Origin of the sequence: Ruegeria arenilitoris (genome assembly GCF_013030265.1) — a bacterium.
GTDB classification, from domain to species: domain Bacteria; phylum Pseudomonadota; class Alphaproteobacteria; order Rhodobacterales; family Rhodobacteraceae; genus Ruegeria; species Ruegeria arenilitoris_E.
Window position 1 is genome coordinate 60,524 of sequence record NZ_WPZQ01000006.1, and the last position, 19,906, is coordinate 80,429.

The 19,906-nt window shown below is 56.1% G+C and carries 26 protein-coding genes; 20 read left to right on the top strand and 6 right to left on the bottom strand.

All coding sequences use genetic code 11. The features are described 5' to 3' along the window. Positions 1–14 precede the first annotated feature (14 nt). The 12 genes from GOX61_RS11830 (at position 15) to GOX61_RS11885 (ending at position 6,380) form a co-directional block, all read left to right on the top strand. Positions 15–527 (top strand): GNAT family N-acetyltransferase, encoded by a 513-nt coding sequence (locus GOX61_RS11830; RefSeq protein WP_170333938.1) that lies wholly within the window; start codon positions 15–17, stop codon positions 525–527. Beyond that, positions 524–1,075: a GNAT family N-acetyltransferase gene (locus tag GOX61_RS11835; protein ID WP_155142192.1), complete on the top strand. Its 552-nt coding sequence runs from the start codon at positions 524–526 to the stop codon at positions 1,073–1,075. The genes GOX61_RS11830 and GOX61_RS11835 overlap by 4 nt, the downstream gene beginning before the upstream one ends. Next, positions 1,072–1,608 (top strand): GNAT family N-acetyltransferase, encoded by a 537-nt coding sequence (locus GOX61_RS11840; RefSeq protein ID WP_170333940.1) that lies wholly within the window; start codon positions 1,072–1,074, stop codon positions 1,606–1,608. Before GOX61_RS11835 ends, GOX61_RS11840 begins: the two co-directional genes overlap by 4 nt. Further along, positions 1,605–2,156, top strand: a complete 552-nt coding sequence (locus tag GOX61_RS11845) for a GNAT family N-acetyltransferase (protein WP_170333942.1) — start codon at positions 1,605–1,607, stop codon at positions 2,154–2,156. The genes GOX61_RS11840 and GOX61_RS11845 overlap by 4 nt, the downstream gene beginning before the upstream one ends. Continuing rightward, positions 2,153–2,449: a chorismate mutase gene (locus tag GOX61_RS11850; protein ID WP_155142187.1), complete on the top strand. Its 297-nt coding sequence runs from the start codon at positions 2,153–2,155 to the stop codon at positions 2,447–2,449. Before GOX61_RS11845 ends, GOX61_RS11850 begins: the two co-directional genes overlap by 4 nt. 67 nt (positions 2,450–2,516) lie before the next feature. Then, on the top strand, positions 2,517–2,906 hold the full coding sequence (gene rpsP / locus GOX61_RS11855) for a 30S ribosomal protein S16 (RefSeq protein ID WP_010437590.1): 390 nt from the start codon (positions 2,517–2,519) through the stop codon (positions 2,904–2,906). Positions 2,907–2,919: 13 nt separating this feature from the next. Next, the gene (bluB, locus tag GOX61_RS11860; RefSeq protein ID WP_170333944.1) at positions 2,920–3,555 is read left to right on the top strand and encodes a 5,6-dimethylbenzimidazole synthase; all 636 of its coding nucleotides are present in this window, start codon (positions 2,920–2,922) and stop codon (positions 3,553–3,555) included. 6 nt (positions 3,556–3,561) lie between these two features. Then, entirely contained in the window at positions 3,562–3,711 is a 150-nt protein-coding gene (locus GOX61_RS11865) for a hypothetical protein (RefSeq protein ID WP_170333946.1), read from the top strand. Further along, a complete protein-coding gene (gene rimM / locus GOX61_RS11870) occupies positions 3,704–4,207 on the top strand; it encodes a ribosome maturation factor RimM (RefSeq protein ID WP_170333948.1) in 504 nt (167 codons plus the stop codon). The genes GOX61_RS11865 and rimM overlap by 8 nt, the downstream gene beginning before the upstream one ends. Further along, positions 4,207–5,022 carry a hypothetical protein gene (locus GOX61_RS11875; protein WP_170333950.1) on the top strand — a complete coding sequence of 272 codons (816 nt, stop codon included), beginning with the start codon at positions 4,207–4,209 and terminating at the stop codon, positions 5,020–5,022. The genes rimM and GOX61_RS11875 overlap by 1 nt, the downstream gene beginning before the upstream one ends. Continuing rightward, positions 5,019–5,828 carry a tRNA (guanosine(37)-N1)-methyltransferase TrmD gene (gene trmD, locus GOX61_RS11880; protein WP_155149162.1) on the top strand — a complete coding sequence of 270 codons (810 nt, stop codon included), beginning with the start codon at positions 5,019–5,021 and terminating at the stop codon, positions 5,826–5,828. Before GOX61_RS11875 ends, trmD begins: the two co-directional genes overlap by 4 nt. 135 nt (positions 5,829–5,963) lie before the next feature. Then, entirely contained in the window at positions 5,964–6,380 is a 417-nt protein-coding gene (locus tag GOX61_RS11885) for a hypothetical protein (RefSeq protein ID WP_170333952.1), read from the top strand. A 5-nt stretch (positions 6,381–6,385) separates the two neighbouring features. Here the strand turns inward: GOX61_RS11885 and GOX61_RS11890 are convergent, their stop codons facing one another. Then, positions 6,386–7,192, bottom strand: a complete 807-nt coding sequence (locus tag GOX61_RS11890) for a glycoside hydrolase family 25 protein (RefSeq protein ID WP_170333955.1) — start codon at positions 7,190–7,192, stop codon at positions 6,386–6,388. 392 nt (positions 7,193–7,584) lie between these two features. On the opposite strand from GOX61_RS11890, the gene rplS reads away from it, so the two are divergent. After that, positions 7,585–7,968: a 50S ribosomal protein L19 gene (rplS, locus tag GOX61_RS11895; protein ID WP_155149156.1), complete on the top strand. Its 384-nt coding sequence runs from the start codon at positions 7,585–7,587 to the stop codon at positions 7,966–7,968. A gap of 11 nt (positions 7,969–7,979) precedes the next feature. Then, on the top strand, positions 7,980–8,201 hold the full coding sequence (gene rpmE, locus GOX61_RS11900) for a 50S ribosomal protein L31 (protein ID WP_155149154.1): 222 nt from the start codon (positions 7,980–7,982) through the stop codon (positions 8,199–8,201). 100 nt (positions 8,202–8,301) lie between these two features. On the opposite strand, the gene GOX61_RS11905 is transcribed toward rpmE, so the two are convergent. The 3 genes from GOX61_RS11905 to GOX61_RS11915 form a co-directional block, all read right to left on the bottom strand. Beyond that, complete coding sequence (locus GOX61_RS11905; RefSeq protein ID WP_170333957.1) at positions 8,302–8,979, bottom strand: hypothetical protein; 678 nt, start codon at positions 8,977–8,979, stop codon at positions 8,302–8,304. A gap of 20 nt (positions 8,980–8,999) precedes the next feature. Then, a complete protein-coding gene (locus tag GOX61_RS11910; RefSeq protein ID WP_170333958.1) occupies positions 9,000–10,004 on the bottom strand; it encodes a fatty acid desaturase in 1,005 nt (334 codons plus the stop codon). A 178-nt stretch (positions 10,005–10,182) separates the two neighbouring features. Further along, positions 10,183–11,070, bottom strand: a complete 888-nt coding sequence (locus GOX61_RS11915) for an AEC family transporter (protein WP_170333960.1) — start codon at positions 11,068–11,070, stop codon at positions 10,183–10,185. A gap of 218 nt (positions 11,071–11,288) precedes the next feature. Here GOX61_RS11915 and GOX61_RS11920 point away from each other — a divergent pair, with 218 nt between their 5' ends. Then, positions 11,289–12,098: a division plane positioning ATPase MipZ gene (locus tag GOX61_RS11920; RefSeq protein WP_155149148.1), complete on the top strand. Its 810-nt coding sequence runs from the start codon at positions 11,289–11,291 to the stop codon at positions 12,096–12,098. Here GOX61_RS11920 and GOX61_RS11925 read toward each other — a convergent pair. Continuing rightward, on the bottom strand, positions 12,095–13,330 hold the full coding sequence (locus tag GOX61_RS11925) for an adenylate/guanylate cyclase domain-containing protein (RefSeq protein ID WP_170333968.1): 1,236 nt from the start codon (positions 13,328–13,330) through the stop codon (positions 12,095–12,097). The two genes, GOX61_RS11920 and GOX61_RS11925, sit on opposite strands and share 4 nt — an antisense overlap. A 61-nt stretch (positions 13,331–13,391) precedes the next feature. Next, the gene (locus GOX61_RS11930; RefSeq protein ID WP_170333970.1) at positions 13,392–13,844 is read right to left on the bottom strand and encodes a MarR family winged helix-turn-helix transcriptional regulator; all 453 of its coding nucleotides are present in this window, start codon (positions 13,842–13,844) and stop codon (positions 13,392–13,394) included. A 57-nt stretch (positions 13,845–13,901) separates the two neighbouring features. Here GOX61_RS11930 and hmgA point away from each other — a divergent pair, with 57 nt between their 5' ends. The 5 genes from hmgA to GOX61_RS11955 all read left to right on the top strand — a co-directional run bounded on the left by hmgA (position 13,902) and on the right by GOX61_RS11955 (position 19,901). Then, entirely contained in the window at positions 13,902–15,257 is a 1,356-nt protein-coding gene (hmgA, locus tag GOX61_RS11935) for a homogentisate 1,2-dioxygenase (protein WP_155149142.1), read from the top strand. A gap of 9 nt (positions 15,258–15,266) precedes the next feature. Further along, the gene (locus GOX61_RS11940) at positions 15,267–15,890 is read left to right on the top strand and encodes a LysE family translocator (protein WP_170333972.1); all 624 of its coding nucleotides are present in this window, start codon (positions 15,267–15,269) and stop codon (positions 15,888–15,890) included. A gap of 45 nt (positions 15,891–15,935) precedes the next feature. Continuing rightward, positions 15,936–17,192 carry a fumarylacetoacetase gene (gene fahA / locus GOX61_RS11945; RefSeq protein ID WP_170333973.1) on the top strand — a complete coding sequence of 419 codons (1,257 nt, stop codon included), beginning with the start codon at positions 15,936–15,938 and terminating at the stop codon, positions 17,190–17,192. Positions 17,193–17,202: 10 nt separating this feature from the next. Beyond that, positions 17,203–18,153, top strand: a complete 951-nt coding sequence (locus GOX61_RS11950; RefSeq protein WP_170333975.1) for an MBL fold metallo-hydrolase — start codon at positions 17,203–17,205, stop codon at positions 18,151–18,153. A 137-nt stretch (positions 18,154–18,290) separates the two neighbouring features. Beyond that, a complete protein-coding gene (locus GOX61_RS11955; protein WP_170333977.1) occupies positions 18,291–19,901 on the top strand; it encodes an FAD-dependent oxidoreductase in 1,611 nt (536 codons plus the stop codon). Positions 19,902–19,906 lie beyond the last annotated feature (5 nt).

A 19,906-nucleotide genomic window follows, 5' to 3' on the forward strand; every position in this document is an offset into this window, starting at 1 on the left:
CCGGAAAGGCGGCGATGGCAGCAGCGCAGTATCGCGCAACCCTGCCGGTCCTTGAGACCCGGCGGCTGGTTCTGCGTGCTCCACAGTTGGAAGATCTGCCGGTTTGGACCGCGATTTGCCGAGATAGTTTTGGCGATACCGATCAGGAAGCCTGGACAGAATTTTCCTACTATACATCCGGTTGGCTTCTGCACGGTCACGGCCTCTTTACAGTTACACTGAAAGATGACGATCAAGTCGTAGGCTTTGTTATTCTGGGGCTGGAATGGGACGATCAAGAGCCCGAGCTTGGATACCTGTTCAGTGCTCAGCATCGCCTGCAGGGATATGCCACCGAAGCCTGCACTGCCGTGCGTGACTTTGGCTTTGATCTTCTCGGATCCGGCCGATTCGTAAGCTACGTATCACAGTCCAACGCCCGCTCGAATGCCCTCGCCCAACGGTTGGGGGCGACACGTGACACTGTTGCCGAGCAAGCGTTTGGTGCGGACCAGCATGTCTGGCGCTACAGCGAGGTGAAGGCATGACACTTGCGATGCCGATCCCGACGCTGGAAACCGAGCGACTGATCATGCGGGCACCGCGTGAGGCGGATTTTGAGGCCGAGGCGGAATTCTTTGCCAGCGATGCATCAAAATTTGTAGGTGGCCCGCTGCGTCCGGATGAAACGTGGCGCATGGTGGCGACCTTGCTGGGTCATTGGGCCATGCGTGGCTATGGTTTCTGGGGGGTCGAGGAAAAAGACACGGGCATTTATGTGGGCCATGTAGGACTGTGGTGCCCATTTGGCTGGCCCGAACCTGAAATCGGCTGGACGCTGATGAACAACGCGACCGGCAAGGGTTATGCGACCGAGGCTGCGCAGGCCTCCCGAACCTATGCCTATGACGCTTTGGGATGGGAAACATCGATCTCCTTGATCGATCCCCAGAACGCGGGCAGCAAGGCTGTCGCGGAACGGCTGGGTGCGCGGTTCGAGAGCATCTATGAACATCCCAAATTCGGCACGATGGAAGTCTGGCGTCACCCGGGGCCTGCTGATCTAGTGAACGGCGGGATGGAGGCCTACGCATGATCGACCTCCAGATTCCCACACTCAAAACCGAACGCCTGATCCTGCGCGGCCCCGAGGAGCGCGACTTTGAAAATGTCGCCGATTTCTTTGCCGACAAGGATCGAAGCTGGGGTTTTGGCGGCCCGATGAACCGTAATGAGGCTTGGCGCTGGTTCGCCAGCATGATCGGCCATTGGGTTCTGCATGATTATGGGTTCTGGACCGTCGAAACGCACGACGGTCAGCCCGTGGGCTTTGTTGGCATCTGGGGGCCCGAAGGCTGGCCGGAACCGGAACTCGGCTGGGTCATGTTCGCCGGAAGCGAAGGCAAAGGATTTGCTCGCGAAGCCGCTGAAGAGGCCCGCCGCTATGCTTATGAAGTTTTAGGCTTCGATACGTTGAGTTCGAATATCTTCCCTGGCAACGACCGATCGATCGCTCTGGCTGAGCGGCTGGGTGCGCACTACGAGCGCAGCTATCAGAATGTGTCACATGGAACCGAACTGGTGTATCGCCACCCCGGCCCCGATCAATTGTCGGAGGTGGGCGCATGACAACCTACACCATTCCTTCGATTGAAACGGATCGCCTGATCCTGCGCGCGCCACAGCAGGATGATTTACCGGGCATGATCAGCTTCTTTGCGACCGAACGCAGCCATATGGTCGGTGGGCCGAAGGACGCACTGGAAAGCTGGAGCTCTTTGACCAACCGGTTGGGACACTGGGCGCTGAAAGGTTATGGCCTGTGGCATTTGACCGAGAAAGCCAGCGACACCTTCGTTGGTTGGGTTGGAATTATAGATGCGCCCGGCTGGGATGAACCTGAACTGGGCTGGACGCTGCTGCACGAAGCTGAAGGTAAAGGACTGGCCTTTGAGGCGGTACTGGCAGCGCGCGATCACGTTGCACGCCATCAGGGCCTGAACGGTGTAATCAGCTATATCGCGCACGCCAACGACCGCTCCCGGGCGCTGGCAGAACGTCTTGGTGCCAGATACGAACGCGAAGGCGAATTGCTTGGCAAACGCGCTGAAATCTGGCGCCACCCAAAGATCGACCTCTCCGAACCTGCATTGAGCACCGAAAGGACTAGCCAATGAACAACCCTGTGACGCGTGCGGCTACGCTGCTGAAAGAGCATCGCGAAAGCATCGATCGGCTGGACGCGATCCTCGTCTATACGCTGGCCGAGCGGTTCAAGCACACGCAGGCCGTTGGCAAGCTCAAGGCCGAACACGACCTTCCCCCGTCCGATCCCTCGCGCGAAGCAGCGCAGATCGCACGGTTAGAAGACCTGGCGAAAACGGCGGATCTGGACCCCGACTTTGCCAAGGCTGTCCTGAATTTCATCATTCAGGAAGTCATCCGACACCACAAGAAACACCAGAAATAACCGGATCTGCTCCGGTCTACTAAAACGACACGCCCCCGGCGTGATGCCATTCAAAGGAGATACCACCATGGCAATGAAAATTCGTCTCGCCCGCGGCGGCTCGAAAAAACGTCCCTTCTATCGCATCGTGGCTGCTGACAGCCGCATGCCTCGCGATGGCCGTTTCATCGAGAAGCTGGGCACCTACAACCCGCTGCTGCCGAAAGACAGCGAAGAGCGCGTAAAAATGAACATGGAGCGCATCCAGTATTGGCTGGACCAGGGCGCGCAGCCGACTGACCGTATCGCACGTATGCTGGAAGCTGCAGGCGCACGCGACAAGGCCGAGCGCAACAACCCGAACAAGGGTACCCCGGGCAAGAAAGCTCAGGAGCGCGCAGAAGAGAAAGCCGCGAAGGCAGCTGAAGCTGCTGAGGCCGCTGCTGCTCCGGCTGAAGAAGCTGCTGCTGAAGAATAAGCAAGGCGGGCGCGTGCAGGATCAGACATTCACTGACGAATTCCGCACGCAGTTCGAACTGTTGATGCGGCTCCGGCGCGATGTGCGCCGGTTTCGCACCGACCCTGTGGACGAGGCAGTGCTGATGCGCTGCCTCGACACATTTCGACTGGCCCCTTCGGTTGGGCTGAGCGAACCTTGGCGCGTCATTCGCGTCGAAAGCGCGGTGGCACGGGCCGCAGCGCTGGAGAATTTCCAAAACGCCAATGAACAGGCCCTTGCAGGCTATTCGGGTGACAAAGCGCTGAAGTACAGCCGCCTGAAACTGTCCGGCATGCAGGAAGCGCCCGTTCAACTGGCCGTTTTTTCCGACGAGTCGACCAACAAAGGACTGGGGTTGGGCGCGGGCACAATGCCCGAGATGCGTCGCTATTCCGTCGTCGCCGCGATCACCTTGTTCTGGCTCGCCTTGCGGGCAGAAGGGTTGGGTCTGGGGTGGGTCTCGATCCTTGATCCCGAACGAATGAAGCGTGACCTGAACGTGCCTGACGATTGGTCTCTGGTCGGCTATTACTGTGTAGGCTGGCCGGAAGAAATGTCAGAACGGCCCGAACTTGAACGCGCTGGCTGGGAACAGCGCAGCGCCCGATTGCATCTCGAAACGCGGTAGAGGCAGATGTTTGGACTGATACGACTTCCCATCCTGCTGCTGATCGCATTTATTGTGGGCGTGTTCTTTGAACGCAGCAACCAACGCGAGGCCTGTGCCGAACGTGGTGTTTGGCAGAACGGACTATGTGTAGCATCGGAAGCGCCCAATGACTGATTTGATCTGTGTCGGAAGTATTGCCGGCTCTTACGGGGTGCGCGGCGAAGTACGGCTCAAAAGCTATTGCGCCGTTCCTGAAGATATCGAAACCTACTCGCCTCTGACCGACGAGAACGGTGCGGAACGGTATCCTCTGGTCCTGACGCGTGCGATCAAGAATGGTTTCGCCGCCCGTTTGGGGGGAGTTGAGACTAAAGAACAGGCCGATGCTATCAAAGGCCTGCGTCTGTTTGCGCACCGGGATCAGTTACCCTCGCTGCCGGATGATGAATTCTATCATACTGACCTCATTGGGTTGGAAGTTTATGATACCGGAGGTGCCCTGTTGGGGCGCGTAAAATCAGTACAGAACCATGGCGCAGCCGATCTGTTGGAAGTTCACGGGCCTGGCTTGAAGGCCACGGTATTGTTGCCGTTTACGCTTGCAAACGTACCCACAGTTGATCTGGAACGTGGCCGTGTTGTCGCCGATCCGCCCGATGGTTTGTTTTGATGCGGCGGGTTTTCCTGCATTTAGGCCTGCACAAAACCGGCGTCACGGCCGCGCAATCGTTCCTCTTCGAAAATCGCGAGTTGATCTGGCCTCACTACGCATTGGTCTTGCCATACAAAACCAGAAAAACTGGTCTGGCCGATGCCGCAACCCGGCATTCTCTGTATGGTACTGCACGCACCTTGGCCGATTTCGGCGATCAGATGCGCGACTTCCTTGAGGCCACAAACTTTGGCACCAAGCGCGGTCTTATTCTAAGCGAAGAAAACTTCTCGGGCCTGCGCCCCAGCCGCAACGTCGCGGTTGGCTATGAAGCCGCACCCGATCTTGCCGCCTGCCTGGTTGACACAATTCGTAATCGGTTCGCAGGCGAAGAACTCGATATTACTATCTATCTGTCCCTGAGGCAGCGCGGCAGCTGGCTTTACAGCCTCTGGGCACACGATCTGCAACGCTTGCGCCTGGTTCAGGACTTCGAAACCTACCGATCGCATCTTGACACGCTGCCTTCACTTCGGACCGCTGCTGAAGCCATTCAGGAGCGGTTGCCATCGATCGATGTTCAAACCCAATGGCTTGAAGAAATGGTTGACAGAGAGTACGGCCCCGGCAGCCCGTTCGCGGAATTTCTGGGCCTGCGTCTCAGTAAGGCGTCCCAACTGATTGGCCCAACCCGCGCCAATCCGCGTCTGCCTGAAAACACCCTTGCCCAGATGTTACAACTAAATCGTTCCGGACTGGACGATACGGAGCTTGTCAGACAGAAAGCAGGTCTCATCCAATCCGCTCAAAATAGCCTGACTGCCACGACATGACTGACAAACCCAGCAAATCCCATGGCCGCAAGGCTATCCGGCCGACCCTGAAACCGCGCGAGCTGATGACACCAACGCCGGATCTTCATGGTGTATGGAAGGCAAAGATAATTACGCTGTTTCCGTCGGCGTTTCCGGGCGTGCTCGGCGAAAGCCTGACGGGCAAAGCGCTGCAGGAAGGACTGTGGCAGCTGGAAACCACTGATCTGAGACAGTTTGGTGTCGGCAAGCACCGCAACGTGGATGACACGCCTGCAGGCGGTGGTGCGGGTATGGTTTTGCGTGCCGATGTTCTTGGCGAAGCAATCGAGCACACGATGGCAGGTATCCGAGGCAACTGGCCCCTGATCTATCTCAGCCCGCGCGGTCGCCGAATGGATCAGCGCATGATGCAAAATCTGGCGCGGTGTGATGGTATGACACTGTTGTGTGGGCGGTTTGAAGGCGTCGATGAACGAGTATTGGAACACTACGGCGTTCAAGAAGTATCGCTGGGCGATTTTGTCATGACCGGCGGTGAGATTGCGGCGCAGGCGCTGATCGATGCTACCGTTAGATTGATCCCCGGAGTTCTTGGAAATCAGGCTTCGACCGAAGAAGAGAGCTTTTCATCGGGGCTGCTGGAGCATCCTCAATATACGCGTCCTGCGGAATGGAAAGGCCGACCGATTCCCGAGGTGCTGATGTCGGGCCATCACGGCCGCATCGCTGAGTGGCGCCATAAAATGGCAGAAAACATCACGCGTGAAAGACGGCCCGACGTGTGGGATAGCTACCTGAAATCACACGACGAAAACTCTGATTGATATCCCGACTGTGGCGCACAGGACGCAGGGTTGAGTTTTGACAAATTGCGATTTGCGGTTGTTTTAGTCTCAATATACTCACGCATAAAGATGCTGAAAAAAGCAATTGCAGAATAAATCGATTCGGGCTGCTTAATGAAAAAGTTACTAGTTCTTTCGCTGCTGGCTGCTTCGGCCTGCACCACAAAACCACTTGAGCGTTATATCCCTACGCAGGATGGCCATAACCTGCACTCAACGCGCTCTGCTATGGAATCCTGTATTGGTGAGACGTCGGAAGGTGGAAATGCCGCCGTGGTCGGGGGCTACATGACCAGCATTCTCATAGCTGGCGTAGTGATAGGCCCCCTAGTGACGATCCCGGCTGAGGATAGTCTTCGAGCGCAGGGAGAAATCGATCAGGTACATCGTTGTCTGGCCGAGCGTGGTTTCAAGCGCCGCGAACTGGCCGATGGTGAAGTGTTCTGGCTAAACAATTCCTTTGGCGACGAGCGCGAACGCCGACTGGGCCATCTGATTGGTGGTGGCACCATCGAGACCTACGGCAACTAACTGCATCAGTAGTAGTTGCCGGCCTTCCAAAGGGCCCATATCTCCGGCGTGCCGTTGAAGGTATTGATATCCACCTTGCCCTGCACGCCGGGCACGAGCCCGGTCCCGGTATACTGCCAGAAACGCCAGATCGCATTCGGGTAAACCTGTCGCGGATGCCCGGCCACCGATCGGAGCCAGAAGTCGGTTTTTGGCAGGCGCCCGATATCGGTGTCCTCGTAGAAATCCACGGTGGTGTAAACAATGGGTCTGCGGCCGTAGTGCCGTTCCAGAATGTTCAGGAATTTCTGCGCCTCGGAGCGGATGGTTTTGCCATCAGGGCGCAAAGTACAGGTTTTGGAATGTGGGGTCCATTCCATATCAAGCACATGCGGCAGGTCCGCGCCCTTGGGTACGTTTTCAATAAACCAACGGGCCTGCTCTGCAGCTGGGCGGCAGAAATAATAGTAGTGATATGCGCCCCAAGGGACATTCGCGGCCTGTGCACCCTTGCGATGATCCTCAAACAAAGGATCCGCAAAATCACCACCTTCAGTCGCTTTCAAAAACGCGAAACTGACACCCGACGCTTTTGCGGTATGCCAGTCGATCGGACCCTGCCAGCGCGAAACATCGAGGCCGTGGATAGGGTAGTGTCCGGGATGGCGGCCCTCCCACTCATGAGGATCAGCATCACCGAATTTGGGATAGATTACAGCGGGCGCTGTGGCATCGGCAGTCGGTGTAGGCTCTATGGCCTGAGGCTGCGGACCACGCCGGCCGCATGACATAAGCACAGCACCCATGAGTGCCAGCAAGATCGCAATGCGCATCACTGTTCCTGTCTCAAATTTCTGCTCGTATTATTGACCACAGAATGCCAAATCCACGCATCAAGGCAACGGTGCATTTGTGCGGGCGGCGAAAACCCACCGCCAAAAGAGTCAGCTATCTTGGGAAAACATGCCTCAAAGGGCTTGATCACCGACCCCAAAGCCCGTAAAGCAGCGCAATCCGGTGTCGCGACATGCGACTCCGGTGTTTTGGTTTGCATCATGTCGTGACGCCCGGCTTTCTTCGGCCACGGCGCGGCAAGACGAACCAGACATAAGGAACATTCGATCTGATCTCTGGCGGGCTGTACGCAGGACCCGGTGAAGACCAAGAGCTCTCAGGCCGTGCCCAAACTTCGTGGACCAACCACGAGCAGATAGGAGAAACTGCGATGGACCTGATCGCACAGCTTGAGGCGGAACAGATTGCCGCCCTGGGGAAAGACATCCCCGATTTCAAAGCCGGTGACACCATCCGTGTCGGCTTTAAAGTGACCGAAGGGTCGCGCACCCGTGTGCAGAACTACGAAGGTGTCTGCATTGCGCGCAAAAACGGCGACGGCATCGCCGGTTCGTTCACCGTTCGCAAGATTTCGTTTGGCGAAGGCGTGGAGCGTGTGTTCCCGCTGCATTCGACCAACATCGACAGCATCACGGTTGTCCGCCGTGGCCGCGTTCGTCGCGCCAAACTGTACTATCTGCGCTCGCGCCGTGGTAAGTCCGCGCGTATCGCAGAAGTCACCAACTACAAGCCCAAGGCTGGCGCCGAGGCGTAAGGAGCGGAAAGATGAAAAAAGACATCCATCCCGATTATCACTTCATCAACGTCAAAATGACCGATGGCTCCGTAGTACAGATGAAATCCACCTGGGGCGCCGAAGGCGATCAGCTGGCTCTGGAAATCGACCCCTCCTCGCACCCTGCGTGGACCGGTGGTTCGTCGCGCCTGATGGACGCCGGCGGTCGAGTGTCGAAGTTCAAGAAGAAATACGAAGGTCTGGGCTTCTAAACCCCAACCTGATTGTTCTCAGAAAAGGCCGTCCCGAAAGGACGGCCTTTTTTGTGAAAACCAACATCATGCGGTGGTGATCAAGTCCGTGGGCTAGGTGTCACAAATTCCCAGCACGATTTGGCGTATAAATCAGCAGCCTGTGATGCAACCTCTGCATCTGCAGGGTGAAAGGTTTGGACACGCCGTGATCTGCCATGACACCGACCAGCCACTCATACCTCTGCGGCTCGGGCACTGCCAAATTACATCCTTCGCGGATGCGACATACCGGAGGGAAAGTGGTTCGGATGTTTGTTCTGGCCCAAACTGGCTTTCGGTCACAGAAAACCTCCAGATACCCAAAGTCATCGTTGCGCAGCCGGATTCGCATCTCGACCCTGTGCCATGCACCCAGGTCTTTCGCGGCAATACACGTGCGCCCAAACACGGTTACGCCTCGTTTCGCATCAAGCTGCACTGAAGTGATCTTGGTTGAAGGACTCCCGACCCGATAAAGTTGCGATACGTCGACGACCTCCGAAGGCAACATGTTGCCCACAACCCGCACGTCAAAACCGAAGAGTCTGATCTGACCAGTCCGCCAATCCTCGCCAGCTCTTAGAGCCGACTGCCTCTCGCCTCGCTTCAGGCGAAACGTAATAACCGGATCAGAGATGACGGGCGATTGATCGGATTCTGGATGTATCGCCTCCGGAGTTTTCACCCAATCATAGAGCTCGCTCTGAATTGGATAAACAGGTCCGCTGTCGCCGCACGCGGCGAATAGAAAGGTCATCGCCAAAAGCAGACGCCCCCTCATTCTGCAGCAGTGACACGGCCTCGGCGCTGGTACTGAGGAAAGGGAACCATGCGCCCGTTCTCTTCGTCGTAGAGTTTCCATCGCAGACAGCCGAGGCCTTGCCAAAAACCGATCTTCCGGGAATGCAGCAGCCCCTCAGCCTCAAGCTCAGCGTGAGCAGTGCCGAGCTTGTAGCCTGGAATCTTGGCGTTCAGGTGATGCAGGTCATGATAACCAATATTCATAGTTACCCAATCAAACAGCCTGCCCCAGTCCAGAACCGCGCTGCCCTCAAGAGCCGCCGTTTTGAACGTCAACTCAGGGCGTCTACCCCAGAAGATTTCCTCAAAATTGTGGACAACATAGGGGATCAATGCACCGAAGACGCTTGCCAAATAGAAGGACGCGGCCCAGAACGCTATGCCGCCCCATCCTGAGAGCCACCAGATGAGCACCAGGTAGCCACCAAGCAACAGGTTGTGCAGGATCAGATCACCTACTCCGGTTTTGAACCCATAGAGCGGCATGCGTCGCAAGACGCCATACAGCACAAACGGACCGATCAGGATCAGCAGGACCGGACTTCGATAGATGCGATACTGAAGTCGTTTCCAGGCAGGGGCGGATTGCCACTCTGTTAGTGTCATAGTGAATATCTCGAATGTATCGCGCCTTTCGAGGTCGCTCACATACGTGTGGTGCTGCCCATGAATATAGCGCGTGGCGCGATAAGGGGTCATCGCGATTGGCGACAACAGTGTGCCCACCCGATCATTCAGATTTCGAGAGGTGAAGAAGGACCTGTGCAGACAATCGTGCTGGATCATGTAGATCCGCAGCCCCATAGCAGCTGCGACAACTACAGCTGGCACCATCAGCCACCAATTTCCAATACTCGACAACCCGGCTACCATTGCACCGGTATAAAGTGTGAGACTAACTATCAACTCCCACCACGCACGACGGTCATCGGACCGCGCAAAACGGCGTGATGCGGCATAAACTTCACGTTCAAAACTCACTACATTCGTCTCCACGCAACCTGGATACGATCCTGAATTCTAGTCACACGTCAGACTTGCGGTCAAGCTTAGGGAAAATACACATTAATATTTTGTTTATACAAAACAGCTTCCTACCTAACGTTTGGCGGATTGACAGGTCGACTGAAGCAGCAGTTCTTCAGATCTCGCAAAGCCCTCAGATCCAGTAGGATAACGCCAATGGCAGAGTCACAATAGTTGCTATGGTCGATACCAAAATGAACCCGGCCACGTCCGGCCCGTATTCTGGTACATGCTGGTCAATGAACAGATAGGTTGCCACCGAGGATGGCATCAAACAGCACAGGATCAGCGCACCCCGCTCGGCACCCGCAAACCCGAAAATCCAGACCAACGTACTGGCGATCGCGACCGCCATAACCAGATGCAAAGCCGTCAGCAGCATCGCTACACCAAGACCTTTGATCCGCAACGTGGCCAATGTGTGACCCAGTGTCAGAAGCATCAGGGGGATCGACAAGCCACCCAGTATATCAAAGGACTTCAGCACCGGCTGCGGCAGACTGTACCCCGTAGACATAAGGCCCAGCGCGATGATCACAGAATAGATAATCGGGGAGGTGACGAGCTTTTTGGGCGAAAACTCTCCAGCCGGTATCCACATTCCAACAGTGAAAATGCTGATTAACACCACCACCACAAAGGCCATAGTATAGGCCATCCCGGTATCGCCCAGCGCCAGTAACGTAATGGGCAGACCAATATTCCCCACATTGCCGTGCATCAACGGCGTCAGAAAGGCGCGAACCGGTAGCCGCAGTATCTTGAGGGTCGCAAACCCCAGTACCCCAAAGGCTGCAATAGCCAGTGCTGCCGCCGCCATCATATCGAGGAAAGTACTGATTTCGAGCTTGGTCGCGGACAGATGCGAGATGATAAGCGTTGGATACCCGACCCTGGATACGATGCCACCCACAACTTTGTTGTCAAATGGTGCCTTAAGCAGGGCCAGGCTATAACCGACTCCTGCGCAAATCAGCACCGGAAGAACCACGTTCAACACGTTCAGAAACAGGTGATCCAATCCCGGCCCTCCCCGCCGAAACCCCAATCCTGACAGTGAATCAGGCCAAGGCCTTTGGCAAGCGTGGGGTGCAAGCCACGATCATTGCGAGATTTTCCAAATTAGAGACTGATATTGCGACACAGAACCGTCTGGGGTTCTTCCCTTCGGCGCCGCCACAACATATAGTGGCCAACAACAACGTGTAGACAAACACGGCGAGACTTGGGAATACAAGCATGGCACATATCATTGTCGTCGGGAACGAAAAAGGTGGCGCAGGCAAATCGACCGTATCGATGCATGTGGCAACGGCACTTGCCCGGTTAGGTCATAAGGTCAGCACACTGGATCTTGACCTGCGGCAACGCAGCCTTGGACGGTACTTCGAGAACCGCGTCAATTTCCTGAATGGCGCAGAAGCCCCCCTGCCCAGCCCTCGGCATCACGATCTCCCCGAGATTGACGCCAGTACGCTGAAACCGGGCGAGAACATCTATGATCACCGCCTGTCTGCTGCTGTTGCTGAGCTTGAAAGTGATAGTGACTTCATCCTGATAGACTGTCCGGGCTCTCACACTCGCCTCAGCCAGGTGGCACATTCGCTCGCCGATACGCTGATTACGCCGCTGAACGACAGCTTCATCGATTTCGACCTTCTGGCCCGGATCGATTCAAAAGGTGAAAAGATTCTTGGCCCTTCAGTCTATTCCGAGATGGTCTGGAACGCGCGCCAGTTGCGGGCACAGGCCGGCCTAAAACCGATTGATTGGGTGGTGGTACGCAACCGTGTCGGTACGCAGCGTATGGTCAACAAGGAAAAGATGCAGCGCGCGATTGAGATGCTCTCGCAGAGGATTGGTTTCCGTGTCGCCTCGGGCTTTTCGGAACGTGTGATTTTCCGTGAGTTGTTCCCCCGCGGGCTTACTCTGCTGGACCTCAAGGATATCGGGGTCAAACAGCTGAATATCTCAAACATCGCTGCGCGGCAGGAACTACGCGACATGATGCGCGAACTGAACCTGCCGGGCGTGGAAGTCGATTTCTAAGCCGCAGGCCGGTATATCGTAAACAGCTCTTTGGGCTCAGGTACGCCGCGCAACATGTAGCGGCCGACTGAGATCAGGTTTTGCGCACAGGGCTGCGCTGCACGCGCCACATCGTCAGAAATCAGAATGCGCTGCCCAAGCGACCGGTGCATTTCCGCGATGCGTGCAGCTTGATTCACTGTGGGACCGATGACCGTAAAGTCCAATCGGTTCTCGGACCCGATATTCCCATACAGAATCTCACCTGCATGCAAAGCCAGTGTGAAGTTCGCAGTCGGCAACCCTTCTGCTTCGCGTCTCTTGTTAAGATCAGCCATACGCTGCTGCAGTACAGCAACCGCGCGCAGGGCTGCGCGGGCGTCAGCATCAATCTCACCCACGTCAAACATGGCCATCAGTCCATCACCCATGAACTTGAGAATGCTGCCATCGCATTCGTGCACAACAGACACCGCAACGTCGAGGTAATCATTCAGCATCTTGATGATCTCGTTTCCCGGCATCTCCTCGGAAAGGCTGGTGAACCCTTCGAGATCAAAGTTCCAGATAACCGCATCTATCTGCTGAAGCGAACCGCGCCGTATTTCACCTGAAAGGACGCGCTTACCAGCGTCGCGTCCCAGATAAACGCGCAGCAGATCGCGAGCCAACTTATCATTTTTCGCAGATTTCAGAGCCAGCCCCAGATGCGGCAGAGCCTCGTGTATTAGGGAAATGTCGCGTTCCTGAAATCCATCAGAGGCGTTGCTAGTCCAGGACATCAGAACCCCATCACCGGTTTTCTGAGTGCCGTTTGCAGGAATGTGTCCGGAAGCTCCATAAGAAACTCCGGTTGCATAGTAGTCAGTCGCGCCGATCTCGCGCAGCTCGTTCAACAATGGATACCGGCTGGGCTCGTTCTGATCCACAAGCCGTTCGCGCAGATCATCCAGATCCTCGTTCAAAATTGCGAATAGAGGGCTGTTACGCCATACCTCACTAGGCTCTTCCGTATATTCGAAAGTCGCATACTCACCACCGCGATCCTGGTACCAGCTATAGCCAGTTCCGCCATAGACGGGATGCAGTGTCGATTGTGCCGCATGAAACCTCATCAGAGGGATGCCCATTTCGACCAGCCGATTACAATATCCGTCTAAAAGCTCTTCTTGCTCGGCCCCTTCCAACCCGCGCGTGACCAGCCATTCGATCAGATCATTCGCATTCGCGGCAGGGGTCTCCGTCGTTGTCATTTCTTTTTCCTGTGTCTGTCCCAGTGCTTATCTGGGAACACCACCTCGCGATTACCAGTGGTCACTCCATACCTGCGAGACGACGTAACATCATTCTCAGCAGTGCAGCCTCGCCCTTGGTGAACTTTGCAGTCAGTCTGGCGTCATATTCCTCAGCGAAACTACGAAGTTCACGATACACGGTTTGCCCGGCGGGTGTTAGCGTCAAGCGCTCAACTCTGCGATCCCTCTCATCCCGCTCACGCTTGAGATAACGGCGTTGCTCTAGTTTGTGGACGGCCCGGCTGATCTTGGTTTTATGCGTTTTTGCCTGAAGGCCAATGTCTTTGGCTGTCAGCTCACCATAATTGCCCAGATGGAACAGGACGCGCCATTCGGTGCGCAGCAGTCCGTAGCGATTCTTATAGACGCGCTGAAACTCCAACGCACTCTCTTCAGCGGCCTGATTCAGCAGGAATGGCAGGAAATTCCGCAGATCAAACTCATCTTTTTCGTCATTTTCGTGATGTGTCATGCTTGTTAGTTACAAAATCAACTATTATCCGACAAGCAGTAAACGGAGGAACACACGATGAATCGTCCGACCGACCCGCATCAGATGACCCAGGCCAGCACTCCTGTTGGCACGCATGCCGGATACATGCCCGGCTTTGGCAACGATTTTGAAACCGAAGCTCTGCCCGACGCTTTGCCCCAAGGCATGAACAGCCCTCAGAAGTGCAACTATGGCCTTTATGGCGAGCAGCTGAGTGGCACAGCCTTTACCGCAAATCCGCCGGAGCGGACCTGGTGCTATCGCATCCGCCCATCGGTAAAACATTCACATCGCTACGAAAAAATTGATCTTCCATATTGGAAATCAGCACCTTGCGTTGATCCGGATGTCATCAGCCTTGGCCAGTATCGATGGGATGCGGTCCCGCATTCTGACGAAGGCCTGAACTGGCTGACAGGTATGCGCACGATGACCACCGCCGGTGACGTGAACACTCAGGTCGGCATGGCGACCCACATCTACCTGGTAACGGAATCGATGGTGGATGATTATTTCTTCTCAGCCGACTCTGAGCTGTTGGTCGTTCCACAGGAAGGTCGCCTGCGCTTTGCTACCGAACTGGGCATCATAGATCTGGAGCCCAAAGAGATCGCCATCATCCCGCGCGGGCTGCTGTACCGTGTCGAGGTGTTGGAAGGCCCGGCCCGTGGCTTTGTTTGCGAAAACTACGGTCAAAAATTCGAGCTGCCCGGTCGCGGACCGATCGGGGCCAACTGCATGGCCAACCCGCGCGATTTCAAGGCCCCAGTCGCAGCGTTTGAGGACCGAGAGGTGCCTTCTACGGTGACGATCAAGTGGTGTGGCCAGTTCCATACGACGAAAATCGGGCACAGCCCTCTGGATGTGGTTGCGTGGCACGGTAATTACGCGCCCTATAAGTATGATCTGCGTACCTATTGCCCGGTCGGTGCGATCCTGTTTGATCACCCGGATCCGTCTATCTTTACCGTCCTGACCGCTCCTTCGGGTCAACCCGGCACCGCCAATATCGACTTTGTTCTGTTCCGTGAACGCTGGATGGTGATGGAAGATACATTCCGCCCACCCTGGTATCACAAGAACATTATGTCGGAACTGATGGGCAACATTTACGGCCAGTACGACGCCAAGCCGCAGGGATTTGTCCCGGGTGGCATGAGCCTGCACAACATGATGATCCCGCATGGACCGGATAAGGAAGCCTTTGAAAAAGCCTCCAATTCTAATCTGGGTCCGGATAAGCTCGACAACACCATGTCGTTCATGTTCGAAACACGCTTCCCGCAGCATCTGACCGCGTTTGCGGCGAACGAAGCGCCATTGCAGGATGATTACATCGATTGCTGGACCGATATCGACAAAAAGTTCGATGGGACCCCCGGAAGGAAGTAGCGCCCCAAAATGACCCTCGATACCTGGATCACCTACGTTGCTACGGTATTGCTGTTGATGAGCACTCCGGGGCCCAGCCAGTTGCTGATGTTGTCAAATTCAGCCGCGAATGGATTGGGACGTGGATTGTTCACGGCAGCGGGCGATTTGACTGCGAATTTACTGCAGATGCTGGCGGCGGGCCTCGGCCTTGCCGCTCTCATCGCCGCATCTGGCACGGCGCTGGCAGTGATTAAGTGGCTGGGCGTAGCGTATCTCGTGTTCCTGGGCCTGCGCATGATTTTGAAAGCTGAGAACAAGGCCTCAAAAGTGGCCCACCTGAGCAGTCGCAAAGCTCTTTGGCTGCAAGGCTTCATCACCTCAGCGGCAAACCCAAAAGCGGTTGTATTCTTCGCAGCTTTGTTTCCGCTGTTCATAGATGCGCAGCAACCGTTCTGGATGCAGTTTACGGTTCTCTCTGCCACCTACTTAACAATCGACGGCTTGTTTCTGGTGGCCTACGGCGGCAGTGCAAGCTGGTTAGCCAATCGGCTAACGGGGCCCGCCAGATTGTGGCTGGATCGGATTGGTGGCAGCTTCATGATTGTCGCCGCTCTGTTGCTGGGGTTCAAATCTCTTCGTTCAGCCTCCTAAACACGTTACCGCGGGCTGGTTCCCGCGAAAATAGAAGGACAACATATGTCTTTGATGAAATCCTGGGTAGCTTCGGCCAATGACGCAAATCACCCGTTTCCGTTGAACAATCTGCCATACGGTGTTTTCTCGACAGACGGATCGGATCCGCACTGCGGTGTCGCCATCGGTGATATGATCCTGGACGTGACCGCAGCCGAAGATGAAGGCCTGATCGAACTGACTGATGAACCGCTCTTCGACCTGCCATTCTGGAACCCGTTGATGGAAGAAGGCCCCGCGGTGTGGGCCGCACTGCGTGAGCGTCTGATTGCCCTGCTCGCGGATGGGGCAGAAGAACAAGACAAGGTAGAGCCCCTGCTGGTCGCCCAAGCAGATGCCGAGATGCATATGCCCTTCGCTGTCAGCGAATACACGGATTTCTATGCCGGTCGGAACCATGCCTTTAACGTTGGAACGATGTTCCGTGGTCCGGAAAATGCGCTGCCTCCGAATTGGCTGCACATCCCGATCGGTTACAACGGTCGCGCCTCGTCGGTCGTCGTTTCAGGCACAGATGTGCGCCGCCCGTGGGGGCAATTGAAATCCCCCGACCACGACAAACCTGCATTCCTGCCCTGCCGCCGGTTCGACATCGAACTGGAAATGGGTGCGATTGTCGGCACCCCGTCCGAAGGCCCAATTTCAGTGCAGGAAGCGGATGATCACATCTTTGGCTATGTCCTGCTCAACGACTGGTCTGCCCGGGACATTCAGGCGTGGGAGTACCAGCCGCTTGGCCCGTTCCAGGCAAAGGCCACTGCAACATCGATCAGCCCATGGATCGTGACCAAAGCCGCGCTGGAGCCGTTCCGCTGCGACACACCCGAGCGCGAATTCGAATTGCTGGATCACCTTAAAGATTGCGGCCCGATGCTTTATGACATCGACCTTAAGGTTACGATGGCACCAGAGGGCAAAGCGGAAACCACCATCGCAGAAACCAACTACAAAGAGATGTACTATTCTGCTGCTCAGCAGCTGGCACATCACTCGACATCGGGCTGCCCGATGAATGTTGGCGATTTGCTGGGCTCAGGAACGATCTCGGGCGCAACCAAGCCTGAACGCGGCTCATTGCTGGAGCTTAGCTGGGGCGGAAAGGAACCGCTGACGCTGGACACCGGTGAGACCCGTAATTTCATCGAAGATGGTGACACACTGACCCTGAAAGGTGCTGCCAAAGGGGATGGCTACACCATCGGCTTTGGTGACTGTGTCGGAACCGTCCTACCTGCCCTTGAAAACCCCTACGCACGATAAGGAAACTATCATGGCAAAAGCTTTCGCGTCCCAGGGAGACATGTCGGAAAAGAAAATCTCATTCACCGAAGTGGGTGAAGGCCTGTATGCCTTCACCGCCGAGGGCGATCCGAACTCGGGCGTTATCATCGGCGATGACAGTGTGATGATTGTTGAGGCGCAGGCAACCCCGCGTCTGGCGAACAAGGTTATCGAATGCGTGCGCTCGGTCACTGACAAACCGATCACCCATGTCGCGCTGACACACTACCACGCGGTCCGTGTACTGGGTGCCAGTGCCTTTGGCGCGCAGCAGATCCTGATGTCGGACGTGGCCCGCGCCATGGTTGTTGAACGCGGCAAGGAAGACTGGGACAGCGAATTCCAGCGTTTCCCGCGCCTGTTCGAAGGGCATGAAAGCATCCCGGGCCTGACATGGCCCACCACCACATTCAGCGACACGATGACCGTCTATCTGGGCAACCGCCGGGTCGATCTGATGCATTTGGGCCGCGCCCACACCGCTGGAGACATTGTCATCCACGTGCCCGATCAGAACGTCATGTTCACCGGCGACATCGTTGAGTATCACTCGGCCTGCTATTGCGGTGACGGTCACTTCAGTGACTGGGGTGACACGCTGGACGAGATCAAATGGTTCGACGTCGATGCCATCGCACCGGGCCGGGGCGATGCGCTGGTTGGCAAGGACATGGTCAATGCAGCCATCGAAAACACACGCGACTTTGTCGAAAGCACCTATCGCCCGGCGGCGAAAGTAGCGGCACGTGGCGGTTCTCTGAAAGAAGCATGGGATGCGGTGCGGGCCGAATGTGACCCGAAATTTGCTGAATATGCGATTTACGAACACTGCCTGCCATTCAACGTTGCCCGAGCATACGACGAGGCTCGTGGCATCGACACGCCCCGTATCTGGACCGCCCAGCGCGATCTGGAGATGTGGGAAGCTCTGCAGGGTTGAGGAAATGCGGGCGGCTTTGATCCAGATCGTGTCGCCCGACAAGAATCGATGAGACCATTCGTCATGACCTCCGGCAATCCTTTGCCGGAGCACCAGATTTGTGTGCCGTAAGCGCACGAGCATTGGGGGGAGAGCCCATGAACAAGATTTTTGAAGTTCCACTCTACGCCTACACGCGCAGCCCGGATCAGGACGTTCCGGCTCCGGTTCGCCACAAGGTTATCGTGATTGGAGCAGGACCGATCGGCCTGGCCGCCGCAATCGATCTGGCCCAGCAAGGTATCGAGGTCGTGGTTCTGGATGACAATGACAAGGTCAGTTTTGGCAGCCGTGCCATTTGCTTCGCCAAGCGCACGCTCGAAATCGCTGATCGGTTGGGCGGCGGCCGCCCGATGGTAGACAAAGGCGTCCAATGGAATGTTGGCAAGGTCTTTTTCGACGAACGGCAGGTCTATGAATTCAACCTGCTGCCCGAGGAAGGGCATGCCAATCCTGCCTTTATCAACCTTCAGCAATACTATTTTGAGCAGTTTATGGTGGACCGTGTCCGAGAACTGCAGGAACAAGGCGCGCCTATCGAGATTCGTGGCCGCAACAAGGTCGAAGCGATCGGAACCCATGAAGATCACGTCAAGCTTGAGGTCGAGACCCCTGAAGGTTCCTACACTGTCGAGGCAGACTGGCTGATTGCCTGCGACGGCGCAGGATCGCCCACACGTCGGATGCTGGGTCTCGACTTTGTCGGGCGCGTATTCGAGGACAATTTCCTGATCGCCGATGTGATCATGGATGCCGACTTTCCGACCGAGCGCTGGTTCTGGTTCGATCCGCCCTTCAACAAGGGACAATCTGCGCTGCTACACAAACAGCCCGATGGTGTGTGGCGCATCGACCTGCAACTGGGATGGGATATCGACAAAGAGCGGGAAAAGCGGCCCGAAAACGTGATCCCACGCCTCAAGGCTATGTTGGGCGAAGATGTCCAGTTTGAACTGGAATGGGTGTCGATCTACACCTTCCAATGTCGTCGAATGGAAAAGTTCCGCCACAACAGGGTGATCTTTGCGGGCGACAGCGCGCATCAGGTCAGCCCGTTTGGTGCCCGCGGGGCCAATTCCGGAATGCAGGATACTGACAACCTGTGCTGGAAGCTGAAGCTGGTGATTGATGGCAAAGCGTCAGAATCGCTCCTCGACAGCTACGATGTCGAGCGCGTTCATGGCGCGGATGAAAACATCCTCAATTCAACCCGGTCCACCGATTTCATTACGCCGAAATCCCAGATGTCGCGCATCCTGCGGGATGCTGTGCTGGATCTGAGTGAGCATCACGAATTTGCCCGCCCGCTGGTGAATTCGGGTCGTCTGAGCGTTCCCTGCACCTATGACGGATCGCCGCTAAACTCGGCAGACGCGCTGGATGGGCCTGCGCGCACCCGACCCGGCTCACCCTGCCCCGATGCGCCACTGGGGAATGAATTCCTGCTGCCGAAGCTGGCTGGTAAATTCACTCTACTCACAATCGACGCTGACGCCCCGGATATGATCGAGGAAGACGGTATCGAAGTCACCCGACTGGCCTTGTCGGTCAAAGACGATCCAACACTGGAACTCAAACGCCGTTACCTTGGTGATGCGATCAGTGCTGTCTACCTGATCCGTCCGGATCAACATGTCGCCGCGCGGCGCGACAATTATGAAGACAACGCATTCCGGCATGCCATCCGCCGGGCCAGCGGTAAGGAGTAAGCGCA